We start from the raw sequence: 12342 nt of genomic DNA, 5'->3' as shown, positions 1-12342 counted from the left end.
GTACCTGCAGGTCAGTTGGCGGAAGGGCTTTTGGTGGAGACGTACGCGATCGCGCCGCTCGACTGCGAGGGCAAGCGGGTGCCCAGGAGGAGGTCCGCGATGTCCCGGTCGGTTTGCTGCGGTGCGGTCAGGTGCTTGACCGGGGTGGCCAGGTCGGTGACGTGTCCGGCCAGGACGGCGTCCGGAAATGCGTGCCGCCCGCCGCTGCCTTTTCCCCAGCGGTTCAGGCCGGTGAGGACGGCCACCACGTAGCCGGACAGGGTCACCGGGAGCACTCCCCCGGCCGCCACGCTGGCAGCGTCGCAGCGCCACCAGCCCCTCAAGCGGTTGAGGAGTACGTCGGGGTCAAGGTCTGCCGCGTATCCGATCGGCTCCTGCTGGTTGTCCTCGCTGGGGCGTGCCGCGTCGACTCGCAGTACTGCAACTTCTTTGACGTTGAGGCGGTTCAAGGTGGGGTGGGCGCGCTCTTGCAGGGCTCGGACTACCCAGAGAGGTGTCATCACGCGGACGCCGCGCCGGGAGAGTTCCGGGAGCACGCCTGCGGTGATGAGGCGCCGGTAGGTGGTGACGGCGCAGCCAAGCTCTTCGGCGGCTTGCCCTGTCGTGAGCAGCATGACGAGCCTTCATATCGGTCGGGGTGCCTGCTGCCGTGACGCTACCGCCACCCCCACCAACTATGCAAGTTGCATCAGTTATCTGATTTGACTCGTCTCGGCTTGTTGCGCCTGCCTGTGAATTCACCGACCTAGGGGGCGACTGGCAACCGCATCCGCAGGCGACGGCGCCCGTCGCCACCGGCACCCGGAGCAGCTGAGATATGCACCGAACCTGGAAGCGTGTGACGCCGCGATTCGCCGTGCCCCGAGGGGTCCGTCGAATCGCCGTATCTCTACGGTTGCGCCGCCTCGCCCTGCCAAGGCGAGGCCTTCAGCAGTCCGCGATCTCTTGTGCTTTTTGCACGCGCTTGCGCTGCAGTGCCTGGAAAGCGGGAGAGGGGCCGGCCAGAAGGTCCATCACGTCGATGCCGAAGTGTGCGGCCAGGAGATCACAGTCGTCGAGGCCCCAGGGAGCCGCTCCGTTCTGGCGGCGGCTGACCTGGGCCTGGCTCACACGGATGGCTTCGGCCAGCCCCGCCTGGCTCTCGCCGGTTTCGTGCAAGAGCGTTGCCACGGTGGCGCGCAACCGGTGTGCCAAAGACGTGTCCACGCGCACGGCTCCTTCGAGGACGAGACGTTCTCAAGGCACCCTAGCGTGCTGTGGTCTTCCGATCACCCCGCGTATGTGGGCGTCTCCGCGATGACGAGGCCCTCGAGGTGACCCGCGTCAGCCGGCGGGAGGGTACGTCTCTTAGAAGCCGTTGTCTTTCCGAGCGTGATGGGTGTGTTTCCGCTGGTCAGGGATGGGGCCGGTGTTTCGGTGGCAGGGACGAGATGTCGTGTCGTCTCTTCGGTGGAGGTGCCGGATGCCGTCGGTGATGGGGCTATTGGAGGAGCGTGAACGCGCCGCTCGGCAGCGGGTGGACGCCCTTCAGGCCGAGCTGCGGGAGGCAGAGGCCGTGTGGGAGCGGTTCGTAATCGCCCGTGAGACGGTGGCCGAGGTCCTGGCGGAACCGTGCGGAGGCCAGGACGTGTCACCGGTCGTGGTGGTCGGCGAGGGGCCGGCGCGGGTTGTGGGTGCGGTGCCCGGCTCGGTGGTGCCGGTGTGGCGGGAAGGCCTCGCTGCTGCGGCGCTGGCGCCGGATTACCAGCAACTCGTGGACGCTCTGACTGGTGAGAACGGGTCGCGTGCCGGGGCCATGGACTGTCGGCAGCTCGCGGTGGCGGTCGGGCTGGAGCCGGTGCCCGCGAAGGTGGAGGGCGTGCGGTCGAAGGTGAAACGCCTGGCCGCGCGGGGCTGGCTGGCGGAGGAACGTCCGGGGGTGTTCAGTGCCGTCGTCGGGCGATGCGGCGGCTCATGACCATGCTCATCGACCACCTGATCATCGCCTCGGCGCTGTCGGTGCGGGTTTCGTAGTCGCGGGCCAGGCGGCGTGAGTGCATCAGCCATGCGAACGTGCGCTCGACAAGCCATCTTTTCGGCAGGACGACGAAGCCTGTGGTGTCGTCGCTGCGTTTGACTACCGTCAGCGCGATCCGCAGCACGTTGCGGGCGAAGTCGACGAGTTGGCCGGTGTAGCCGCCGTCGGCCCAGACCAGCGTGATGCGCCAGTGCCGCTCGCGCAGCCGGGCCAGCAGTGTCTGTCCCGCGTCCCGGTCGGTGACGGACGCCGCCGTGACTGTGACGGCCAGGAGCAGGCCGAGGGTGTCCACCACGATGTGGCGCTTACGGCCGTTGACTTTCTTGCCGCCGTCGAAGCCCCTGGTCGCGGCCGGCACCGACGCAGCCGCCTTCACTGACTGGGCGTCGATGATGCCCGCGGTCGGCTCCCGGTCGCGGCCGGCCGCTTCACGGAGCCGGTTCCGCAGCCGGTCGTGGAACTCGGCCGTCCAGCCCTTGTCGCGCCAGCGTCGGAAGAAGGCGTAGACGCGGTCCCACGCGGGGAAGTCCGCGGGCATCGACCGCCAGGAGATACCCCCCGCGACCAGGTAGCGGACCGCGTCGACCATCTGCCGGTGGCAGTAGCCTTCCGGCTGCCCGCCCCGGCCCTCCAACCAGGCCGGCACCGGAAGTGCGGCACGGACCGCGGCCCATTCCGCGTCCGTCATGTCCGACGGATACCGAGGCTCCCGGCTCGGACGATCGCCCGCGTTCCCGTACACGTGGGCGAGGCAGTCACACGACCGGGAAGACGAGTTGGACGACGCGGTGGACAGCACGAAAGACTGCGGCACCAGGGTCTCCTGACGCTCGGATGGATTCGACACCCACGAGCTGTTCGGGAGGCCCTGCCTTCATGCCCAGACCACCGGAAGATCACCCGGCCGGGCAACCACACTCGAACTCACACCCACCATGATCGATAGAACAACGGCTACTTAGAGAACGTTGAGTCTTGCCTGGTCAGCTGCGGGGCCCTCAGCTCCGATCTGGCGCAGGCGCGCCTCGATGGCCAGTTCGCTGCGCCCGAAGTCCTGGCTGAGCTGCGCAACTGAGGCTCCGCTTGCGCATTGGCGGGCCAGTAGGGCTTCCTCCTGTTCGGTCCAGCGGGCGTGGGAGTTGCTGTGCTGGAGGCGTCGCTGCTGCAGGACAGGCGATGGGGTGGGAGCGGGTTGAGGTTGCGGGGGTCGTCCCTGACGCCGTTGGGCGGGGGCGGGGGCGGTGATCAGTTCCAGTTCGAGCAGACGGCGGTAGATGTCGTTGCGACGGCAGTTGAACTCCTGGGCGAGGGCACCGAAGTCCCTCTCTGTGCGGAATCGGTTGGCCAGTCTGGTGGAGTCGGCCGGGCTCCAGGTTCGCTCGTAGCTGTCGGCCGGTGGGGCAGAGTCGGGGGTGGTTGCGTGCAGGAGGCGGGCAAGGGGGTGGAGGTCGGTGAGGTTGAGGGTTCCGCGCAGTTCGGCCTGGATTTCGCCGTGGTTGTCGGTGACGGTGATTTCGGTGGTGAGGTGCCCGTTCGCGCCTGTGGTGGCGGTCAGGGCGTAGAGGCGGCCGTTGTGGGTGAGGCTGTTTTCCAGGCTGGGGGTGGGGGGTTGGTCGCGGCGCTGTGGAGGGATGACGGCTGAGCCGACAGGTGTCGCTAGCAGGGTGTGGACGTACCAGGTGGCTTGGAAGCGTCCACCGCTGTCGAGTTGGTAGATGACTGGTCCTGGTTCCAGTTCGGTGACTCCGTAGAGGACCGCGAGGGTTTGTCCGGCGAAGGGGCTGCTCGCTTCAGGGGTGCCGGGAACGGGCTGGTAGGTGAGCCAGCCGCGGGAGGGCTTGTCGGCGGGGTTGACCGGGGCTGCGTCGGGGTCGCCGTGCCACTGTCCGTTGTTGTCCTGGAAGGCGTAGATGTGGGTCATGGCTGTTCCTGTGACGGGTGGGGGGGGTGGCTGCTGGTGTCAGTAGTGGAACTGGATGAGGTGCAGGTCGCTGATGGTTACTGCGGCTTGTTGTTGGTCGGGGGGCAGTGCGCGGAAGAAGTAGGCCTCTCCGATGGCGTCGGCGAGGATGCGGCTCAGTTCGTCGTCGGCGGATTCGGCGTGCCGGGCGTTGAAGAGGCGGCGGACGTGGGCAGCGGGGAGGTCTTCGGTGATGTTGCGTAGGCGGTCGTCGGGGAATTCGCCGGTGAGGGTGGTGTAGGTAAAGCGGGCGTGGAGCCGGGCGGTGACGCAGCCTTCGTGGTCAAGGATCTGGCGGTGCGCTTGGCGGCGGGTGAGCGGCTGCCAGCTGCGGTAGATCTCGCGTTCGATGAGCTGGGCGTGGGTGGGGGTGAGGTCGTCGAGGCTGTCTCCTCGGGCCCAGCGTTCGATGGCTGTGGGATAGGCGAAGACGCGAGCTGCCAGGACGTGAGGCTCCTGGGCGGTGAGGAGGTACCGCAGGCGTGGGGCGGGGCGGGTAGGCGGTTTGCGGGTCCAGTGCCGGGCGTCGGCGAGGTCGAGTGCGTGGGTGATGGATGTGGTTGGGGGTGTGGGCACGGGTGCGTGTCTTTCTGCGCGGCGGGGGCGCGTTGCCGTGGGGCGAATGGGTCGTTGTCCGTGGTGAGGGGCTCGGTGGTGGATTGAGGGGGCGGGATGGGACAGGCGGGGCCGCAGCCGGTGGGGCTGCGGGCGGTGCCGGGTGAGGCGACTGGGTCGTTCGTCCGCCGGCTGGCGCGGGTCAACGATCGGCCGGTCGGTGTGGTCCTGCGGGAGGCCGCGGGCGGCGGGCGGGTGGCGGAGTGGGGGGATCCTCGGGCGCATGAGGTGTTCTTGAGCGATGAAGGTGTTGAGCGGCTGGCCACGATGGCGTGGCGTACCCCAGAGGAGCTGCGGCGGAGTCTGCCTACGCTGGGCGTCCCGGTGCGCGGCAGCAGGGCGGTGAGGGTGGCGCCTTGGCCGGAGCGGTGGACGCTGTTGGAGCCGTGTGCGGGGTGTCTGGCGCGGCGTGAGGACATTGTTGCTCCGGTGTGGTGTGCCAGCGGTGAGGTCTGGCAGGTGTGTGTGCGCCACGGGCGTTGGATGCGTGATGCTGCGGCTGGAGGTCCCGCCCAAGTGGGGTTGGCCGGGCTTGAGGAGGTGGTCCGTGCGCATCGCCGCTGGCAGCGGATGCGGGGGCGTGTGGGGCCATACGCGCGGGCGTTGTTGGCTGATGCGCTGCAGGTGGCCGCCTGTTGGTGGCAGGGCCGGCTCATGGGGTCGGAGACGGTGTGGGCTCGGCGTGAGGGAGTCCTGGGGGCGGGTCGGCAGGAGTGGTCGGTGCCTCTGGTGGTGTACCCGGAGGCGGTGGTGGTGGCTGAGGCGATGGCGGTGTATGAGCGGCAGCGGCGGTGGGGGCGGGAGTTCGACAATGGGGCGCCGGGCTGGGTGTCGAGGCGCTGGATCAGTTTTGTCGGTGAGCGGTTGGGGATGAGCGCGCCGATGGAGTACGGCGGGTATCGGGCGCTGCGGGAGTGGACGCTGCAGCATGGTGTGGATGAGCCTGTGGTGGCGCGGTTGGGGCGGGAGGCGCCGCCGCCTGACTACCTTTCGCAGCGGCTGCCGGTTCTGCAGCCCCATGTGGGCGGGGTCGGGCAGGGGCCGTTGGAGGACGCTTCTTGCCTTGCGTGGCGGCTGGGGCGCCCGGTTTCCGTACTGGAGTAGGTGGCGGTGGTGCGGCGTGGCAGGGCCTGGGCTTCTGGGATGTTCACCAGGATGCGCAGGAGTTCTTGAGGGTGCGTGCAGCGTTGGTGTTGTCGGTGCACTGGGCCTGGTACCAGTCCATGGGACGCACTGCTACGGGTCTGATCTGGCCGGGTGAGAGGCCGATCCTGAAGTCGCAGCTGGGTGCTTCGGTGATCTCGGTCAGGTCGGGGGTGTGCGTGGCGTAGAGGAGGTGGCCGTCAGCGACGGCGAGGGGGATGTGGCCGTCGCGGGCGGTGCGGCTCAGTTTGCGGTGCACGTTGGCCCGTGCGTTGGCGGTGACCGCGGCACGCAGGTCGGGGCGCCAGGTGGGGTCGTCGGGGGTGGTCCAGTTGTTCAGCAGTGCCTGGTCCGGCTGGGCGGGTGGCTGGTCCAGGATGGTGAAGGCATCCTGTGCGGTGGCGTCGAGGGCGTTCAGCAGGGCTCTCTGTACGCGGTCGGCGCGGGGCAGATCGCCGAGAGCGGTGAGCAGGTCCGGCGTGTCCAGGTCGTTGGTCAGGCCAAGGCTCTGAAGGACAGCGAGCCGGGCCAAACGCACATGTTTGTACCAGGGATCGAAGTAGGGATTTGATTTCCCGCGCCGTAGCCACGCCCGGACAGGCTGGGGCCTGAGGCCGCGCAGGGCGGCGTAGGCGAGTGCAGGGGTCGTGTGCCAGGCCATGCCTTTGCTGGCGAAGGCGGGTGGCAGCAGTGGGTGCGGGTCGCTTTCGGAGAGGTCGACGAGCCAGCTGCCAGGAGTTTTCGGGTCGAAGGCCGGGTGGTAGACGTGGTGGGCCGGCGCGTCGGAAACCCGGATGTTGTTGCTGTCGGCGAAGTGGTGGAGGTTGACTGCGAAGCACACCACGTGAGGGCGTGAGGCTTCTTCAAACGTAGGGGGCCGCCACCAGTCGATGTCGGTGTCGGCGAGGGTGTCGTCGCCGGCGAGTTGGTGGCCGGGCGGTGCCTCGCAGGGAGCCGGGTCGGCGCGGGTGGTCAGGGCGCTGGGTACTCCGCAGGCGACCAGGGCCCGGGTGACGGTGTGGCGGTGCTCCGGTGGCCGCAGGTCGCTCATGAGGCGGTGGCCGCAGGTGCCGGGCGCTCCGGTAGGGATGCGTACGAGGTCGGCGTACTGGCCGATCGCGGCGGCGAGTTGTGTGGGCGAGAGATCGTCGGGCAGCTGCCACGCGTCCTGGTGCAGCGCTCCCCAGGTGGTGACCGCAAGGTGAATGCTCTCGCAGGCCGGGTCACCGGTGGTGGGGTGCAGGCGCATCCAGGGGCCCAGGCCGTGGTCGTCGCTCTGCCAGCCGATGGACCGGAGTTGTCTGAGCAGGATGTGGTCGCTGCGAGGGTGGCGGTGGGCCTGGTCGGGGGCTTCAGTAGGCAGGCCAAGCCGGTCGAGCGCGGTGGAGGTGAGCACCAGGAGGGGGCCGCTGGGCAGGCCCTCTGCGCGGATGGGTGCGGCTCCCAGTGGGGCGCGCAGGGTCCACTCCAGCAGTCCGGGCAGGTCTCTGGCGGGGCAGGGGCGGACCCGTCCGTCGGCCAGGTGGGCCAGCAGGCCGGTGGTATCGCTTGCGAGTACCGCCAGGGGGCCGTCGCCGTAGCGGCGTCCTCGCGCCGCCGGGTAGTGCAGATGCCGCGGCGGTGAGGCGGGCTGGGCGGCGCGAGGAGCGGGCAAGGAGACGGCCGGGGCGAGCTGCGGCTGCCGCGGAGCTGTGGAGGCTGCGACGGAAGCGCGGGGACGTGGGACGCCCGGGGTGGGGCAGCGGGTGCCCAGGTGCTGGGGTCGCCCGCCGACGCGCTGCGCGGTGGGCTCGTGGCAGCGTCGGCAAGGTTCCGCTCCGGTCATCGCGGCGGTCAGTTCGTGCTTCAGGCGGCCCAAAGCGGCCCAGTCCGGGAGGAGAGTCGGTACTGGCCACTGTGTTGGCTCGCCTGTCAGATGGGCCTGCAGGGTGGCAAGGAGGTAGCCGTAGGTGGCGGCCTCCTCTCCGAGCGGGGTTGAGGTGCCCTTCTCCCAGGCCAGGAAAGTCCCCTCGGTGATGCCGCACGCGTCGGCGACCTGCCATGGGGTCAGTTTGAATTTCTCGCGGAGTCCGGCGCGTTCGACTGCGGGCGGAAGGTCCGGACGCGGCTTGGCGGTGAAGACCTCATCGGAGTCGAACAGGGCATCCACGATCGCTTCAACTCCCGTGAGGGCTGCTGGCCGGAAAGGGTTTCACCGCAAGGCGTTCGCCTTGCGGTTCGCGACGCAGCATCACATGGAGAGGTTTTTTTATTCTTCAGACGGAAAAACGATACGTCCCGTCCTGACCTGCAGAGAGAGCCATCAGCTCGCGACAAAGAGTAGTTCGAACGAGTGATGCGCGCACGAATTCCATCACCGTGCGCCCCTTGACACGCGCTCAGAAAGCGGCCTTGAAATGGGAAAACGCGTACTGGAACACTCCATCGGGGGAGCGTGCGGCCTCTGCGCGCGCCTCACTCAATCGAACGTAGAGCCTCGTGACCTCTTCCTTTCTTTGTGGTCGTGAGGAGAGCGTGAGCACCGTCGATGGTCCGTTCGATGCAACCGGCGCGGTTTTCTGCCGTCGAGGAAAGGGGCGAGTGGGTGAGTGAGGTGGTGTGGGCTCAGTTCCGATCCAGTGCCGGGAGGCCGGTCGAGCGGCCCGTACATCAGCTGTCCGGAGAGAGGCTGGAGGAACGTGCGGGGGTCTGGGAGCCTCCCCGTTACCGGGGACGGCGGGCCATCACGACGTGGTGGCGGCCCGCGGACCGGGCCGGGCACGTCGGATGCGCGACGCTGGGTGCGCTGGAGGCCGCCATCTCCCTGGAGTTCGACCCGCAGGTCACCGCTTTCGCCTCGTGGACGGTGCGGCTTTTCCGGGCCGGCAGCACGGACGGGTACGTGCCCGACTTCTTCGCCCGGCTGCGCGACGGACAGGCCTGCCTGCTGGTCCGCCGCCCGAGCGGCGGTGCCGCGACCGGCGATGCCGCGACCGGCGATGCCTGGGGCAGAGCCCTGAAACTGGTGACCGCTGCGGGTGAACAGGCGGGCTGGCAGGTGCGGGTCCACGAAAGCGATGACGCGGTAGTGACGCGGAACCGGCAGAGGTTGGCGCGCTACCGGCACATGCGGATGGCGTGCCCCGATACCGCTCGGGTGCTGCGGGACGTGTTCGCCGACCCCCGCCCCTTCGACGCCGGGATCCAGACCAGCGGTCTGCCACCGATGAGAACTGCCGCGTGCGGACTCCATCTCATCTGGCGGGGCGAACTGCTCATCGACTGGAGCCGCCCGTTCACCCCGGGCCGTTCCCTGGTCTGGACCGGCCGGGAGACCCCGTGACGACCGCCGTGGCACCACCGGGCCAGGTGGCCTTGGGACAGGCCGTCCACTGGCGCGGCGAGAGCTACCTGGTAGCCGCTCTCCAGGGCAGGAGGGTGCATCTGCTCAGCCAGCATGCCGAGGGCGAGGACGCGGTCGTCCTCCTGGACGTCCTGTACTCCTCCCCCGGCTTTCGCATCGTGGACCAAGCGCATCCGGGGGCCGAGCTGACCGACGGAGCCTTAGGCGGTGCTGCGGGCCGGAGCGGGCGGCCGGCTCTGGGCTGTGCCCCCTTGCTCGACGGTCTCCCTCCGAACGTGCGTGAGGACGCCGAGTTCTGGCTGGACCATGTCCTGGAGGTGCATACCGGCCTGCCCGGCTTCGCCGTCCCGGGAACCGTTCCGCGGTCCTGCTTCGACCCGGACCGCACCACTCTGCGGCAGCGCTACGCCACCAAGGCCGCCGAACTGCGCGCAGCCCACCACCAAGTGTCTGCGGGCACGGTGGAACGCAAACGGCTGGCCTGGCTCCGGGAGGGGGTGTGGGGGCTGGTCGACAAGCGCAGTCTGCGCACCACGACGGCCTACGGCCGCGTCGATGAGCAGGTCGTACGCCTGCTGCAGAAGATTCACCAACGCTACGAGCGCAAGTCCATCGGGACCCGCTCACGTTTCTTCGAGCTGCTCGGCCGGGCATGCCGGCGGAAGTTCAAGAAGAGGGCGGAGAAGTTGATGCCCTCCCGCGCGACGTTCTACCGGCTGCTTGACCGCCTGGGCATCGCCTGCGGCAGAGAGACCGCCCGCAGTCGGCGTAATGACGGTAACAGGCCCGAACCGCCCTTCACGCTGCCCATGGCCACGGCCCTGGGCGAGCAGGTGCAGATCGACACGACGTCGCTGGACCTGAAGGGCATCGACGAGGCCGGCAGGGTCGTCTCGCTCGAACTGACCGCGGCCATCGAAGTCGTGTCCCGGTCCGTCCTCGCCGCCGTGGTCCGGCCCAAGTCCACGGGGGTCAAGGCCGGTTCCGGCTCCCGTCGGCACGGCGGGAGGTCTACCAAGGCCGTGGACGCGCTGCTGCTGCTGGCCGAGATGTGTACCCCGCAGCCGATGCGCCCGCACTGGTCGCTCAAGGCTGCGGCAGAGGGGTCGGATCTGCCGTACGCGGAGCTGGTCGAGGCTGACGAGCGCATGGCCGGTGCGGCAGCGCGTCCGGTGATCGTCCCGGACATGATCGTCATGGACAACGGCAAGGTCTTCGCCGGCCGCGCCTTCATGGACGCCTGCGCCCAGCTGGGGATTTCGGTACGCCCCGCCGCCTACAACTCCCCCACCCACAAAGCGATCGTGGAGCGGACTTTCGGCTCGGTCAAAAGCCTCTTCAGCCAGTTCCTGCCCGGCTACATGGGCAAGGACCTCTCCCAACAGGGCAAGAGCGTCGCCAAAGAGCGGCTGTGGCGCATCGACCAGATCAATGACTTCCTGCAGCAGTGGATCGCACTCGGCTGGCAGCAGCGCCCGCATGCCGAACTGCGTAACCCGTTCCTGCCGTCGATGCCGCCCCGCACCCCCAACCAGATGTTCGCCGCCCATGTCGCCAGCAACGGCTACACGCCCATGCGCCTGAGCCCCGAGGACCGTCTACGGCTGCTGCCCACCACCTGGGTGACCGTCACCGAGAAGGGCATCCGGATCAACAACCGCACCTACGACAGCCGCGCACTGAACCCGTATCGTGGCAAGCTGTCGGGCTGGCCGGGCAAGGGACAGCGCTGGCCGGTGCGCCACCACCCGCACCAGCCCGAGAAGGTATGGCTGCAGACCAAGCCCGCCGGTGGGTGGAAAGAAGCCACGTTCGTGTATCAGCGGCTCATCGGCGATGCATGGACCGAACAGATCTGGGACCTGGCCACAGCCCACCACCTCGACAAGGGCGGCAGCACCCACAACGAGGCGGCCATCGCCCGAGAGGTCCGGGCGTTGCTGCAGCGCGCCGGCCACGGCCCCTCCCGCGCGTCCTCGCACAGCGAGCCCGCCCCGGCTGCTGACCGCGGAATGACCGTGGGCGTCGAGCCCGCCCCGGACCCCTACCGGGGCATCCCCGCCCCGGACTTCCACACAATCAGTGCCCTGCCCAGCATGGACGTCTCCCTGAGCCATCTGTGCAGCGGCCCCCTGCCCCTGGTACAGCCCGCTGCGACGCTGCCGCACGGCGCGACCTGATACCCCTCCCCCAGGACTGTTCCCCATGCACTCTCATGATCCATCCGCAGACCCGCTGAGTCTCCCCGCCACGGTCCGCGCCGGGTGGCAGGCCCGCCTGACCCACGTCGTCAGCCCGCCGGCACTCGGCCCCTGCCCGCCGACAGACCCTCCGGTCGATCCGGACGACCCACGCATGCTGTACCACGCCGGTATGCAGACGGTTCAGACGCCGCCCATGGCGAAGGCCCTCACCCTGGCGCGCCGTCTGTGGCTGGCCAGCGGCCCGCGGAGCGAGGGCCAATTACACCTGGCCGTGGACGGGCCCGGGGAGACCGGCATGACCACGGTCCTGCGGAAGATCGGCCGCGCCTTCGAAGGGATCGTCCGTGCTCAGCTGCCGGCCGACGCCACCCGGGTCCCTGTCATCCACATCAACGCCCCTCTCGCACCGGGCAGCAAACTGGACATGTCGATCCCGTTCGCCGAGTTCCTGGGCTTCAAGCACACCAAGGACCCGGAAACCGCAGGTCGCAGCACCGACATGACCGGCCCCGTCTGCCATGTCATGAGGACCCGCGGCACCCGCCTCGTCCTGGTCGACGGCATCGACCGGCTCGACAACTCCGAACTGTCGACAGCTTTCGACTACTTCGGCTACCTGGCCGCCGAATGCGATGTCTGCTTCGTCTACTGCGGCACCGGCGCCCGCGAGATCGTCAACGACGCCCGCCACGGCAAGCACCCCGGCCCTCCCTCCAGCGGATCCGGCGGCATCCCCACCCTCCCTGTACTGCCGATCCCCTACAGCCCCGACGACCACGCCCTGTTCCACAAAATCGTCAAGTTCTTCGACCAGAGCCTTCGGCTGCACCAGCACAAGCCCGGTGACCTCCTGGCCCTGGCCGAGCACCTGCACCGACGTACCGGCGGCTACATGAAACCCCTCTCCCAGCTCATCTGCCACAGCGCCCAGGAAGCCATCGAAACCGGCGCCGAAGCCATCACCACAGAGCTCCTCGACAATCAACTGGTCGGCGCTTTCAACGAAGACCCCCTCCTGCCTGGCTGAGTCGGAATATGCCCCGTGTGGAGGGCTCGGCCG

Annotated in this window: 11 protein-coding genes; 5 read left to right on the top strand and 6 right to left on the bottom strand. The window is 68.8% G+C overall.

Annotated elements, in window-relative coordinates:
- Positions 1 to 11: 11 nt before the first annotated feature.
- Together ACK8N7_RS37345 and ACK8N7_RS37340 are read right to left on the bottom strand one after the other, a co-directional pair.
- Entirely contained in the window at positions 12 to 614 is a 603-nt protein-coding gene (locus tag ACK8N7_RS37345; protein WP_500445617.1) for a helix-turn-helix domain-containing protein, read from the bottom strand.
- A 313-nt stretch (positions 615 to 927) separates the two neighbouring features.
- A complete protein-coding gene (locus tag ACK8N7_RS37340) occupies positions 928 to 1206 on the bottom strand; it encodes a helix-turn-helix domain-containing protein (protein WP_186785038.1) in 279 nt (92 codons plus the stop codon).
- Positions 1207 to 1462: 256 nt separating this feature from the next.
- On the opposite strand from ACK8N7_RS37340, the gene ACK8N7_RS37335 reads away from it, so the two are divergent.
- Positions 1463 to 1957 carry a hypothetical protein gene (locus tag ACK8N7_RS37335; RefSeq protein ID WP_500440424.1) on the top strand — a complete coding sequence of 165 codons (495 nt, stop codon included), beginning with the start codon at positions 1463 to 1465 and terminating at the stop codon, positions 1955 to 1957.
- Here ACK8N7_RS37335 and ACK8N7_RS37330 read toward each other — a convergent pair.
- The 3 genes from ACK8N7_RS37330 to tpg all read right to left on the bottom strand — a co-directional run bounded on the left by ACK8N7_RS37330 (position 1923) and on the right by tpg (position 4553).
- A complete protein-coding gene (locus ACK8N7_RS37330) occupies positions 1923 to 2705 on the bottom strand; it encodes an IS5 family transposase (protein WP_500440422.1) in 783 nt (260 codons plus the stop codon). The genes ACK8N7_RS37335 and ACK8N7_RS37330 overlap by 35 nt on opposite strands.
- Positions 2706 to 2975: 270 nt before the next feature.
- Positions 2976 to 3938: a hypothetical protein gene (locus ACK8N7_RS37325; protein WP_500445615.1), complete on the bottom strand. Its 963-nt coding sequence runs from the start codon at positions 3936 to 3938 to the stop codon at positions 2976 to 2978.
- Between the two features lie 39 nt (positions 3939 to 3977).
- A complete protein-coding gene (tpg, locus tag ACK8N7_RS37320) occupies positions 3978 to 4553 on the bottom strand; it encodes a telomere-protecting terminal protein Tpg (protein ID WP_500445613.1) in 576 nt (191 codons plus the stop codon).
- Between the two features lie 759 nt (positions 4554 to 5312).
- Here tpg and ACK8N7_RS37315 point away from each other — a divergent pair.
- Positions 5313 to 5696: a hypothetical protein gene (locus tag ACK8N7_RS37315; protein WP_500445611.1), complete on the top strand. Its 384-nt coding sequence runs from the start codon at positions 5313 to 5315 to the stop codon at positions 5694 to 5696.
- A 43-nt stretch (positions 5697 to 5739) separates the two neighbouring features.
- On the opposite strand, the gene ACK8N7_RS37310 is transcribed toward ACK8N7_RS37315, so the two are convergent.
- Positions 5740 to 7884, bottom strand: coding sequence for a DUF8841 domain-containing protein (locus tag ACK8N7_RS37310; protein WP_500445609.1), 2145 nt, complete (start codon positions 7882 to 7884; stop codon positions 5740 to 5742).
- A 435-nt stretch (positions 7885 to 8319) separates the two neighbouring features.
- On the opposite strand from ACK8N7_RS37310, the gene ACK8N7_RS37305 reads away from it, so the two are divergent.
- The 3 genes from ACK8N7_RS37305 to ACK8N7_RS37295 all read left to right on the top strand — a co-directional run bounded on the left by ACK8N7_RS37305 (position 8320) and on the right by ACK8N7_RS37295 (position 12309).
- Positions 8320 to 9057, top strand: a complete 738-nt coding sequence (locus ACK8N7_RS37305; RefSeq protein WP_500445608.1) for a TnsA-like heteromeric transposase endonuclease subunit — start codon at positions 8320 to 8322, stop codon at positions 9055 to 9057.
- Positions 9054 to 11258: a TnsB C-terminal domain-containing protein gene (locus tag ACK8N7_RS37300; RefSeq protein ID WP_500445606.1), complete on the top strand. Its 2205-nt coding sequence runs from the start codon at positions 9054 to 9056 to the stop codon at positions 11256 to 11258. Before ACK8N7_RS37305 ends, ACK8N7_RS37300 begins: the two co-directional genes overlap by 4 nt.
- Before the next feature lie 193 nt (positions 11259 to 11451).
- Complete coding sequence (locus tag ACK8N7_RS37295) at positions 11452 to 12309, top strand: P-loop NTPase family protein (protein WP_500445604.1); 858 nt, start codon at positions 11452 to 11454, stop codon at positions 12307 to 12309.
- Positions 12310 to 12342: the final 33 nt, after the last annotated feature.

It is taken from the genome of Streptomyces griseobrunneus, from assembly GCF_046713465.1.
In the GTDB taxonomy this organism is placed as follows: domain Bacteria; phylum Actinomycetota; class Actinomycetes; order Streptomycetales; family Streptomycetaceae; genus Streptomyces; species Streptomyces microflavus.
The sequence above is the reverse complement of the archived record's forward strand: the minus strand, read 5'-3'. Positions and strand labels throughout refer to the sequence as shown.

Bases quoted from the DNA above. Each gene is read 5' to 3' on its own strand.
- ACK8N7_RS37345 (WP_500445617.1), bottom strand. From the start codon at position 614: ATGCTGCTCACGACAGGGCAAGCCGCCGAAGAGCTTGGCTGCGCCGTC.
- ACK8N7_RS37335 (WP_500440424.1), top strand. From the start codon at position 1,463: ATGCCGTCGGTGATGGGGCTATTGGAGGAGCGTGAACGCGCCGCTCGG.
- ACK8N7_RS37330 (WP_500440422.1), bottom strand. From the start codon at position 2,705: ATGACGGACGCGGAATGGGCCGCGGTCCGTGCCGCACTTCCGGTGCCG.
- ACK8N7_RS37325 (WP_500445615.1), bottom strand. From the start codon at position 3,938: ATGACCCACATCTACGCCTTCCAGGACAACAACGGACAGTGGCACGGC.
- ACK8N7_RS37295 (WP_500445604.1), top strand. From the start codon at position 11,452: ATGCAGACGGTTCAGACGCCGCCCATGGCGAAGGCCCTCACCCTGGCG.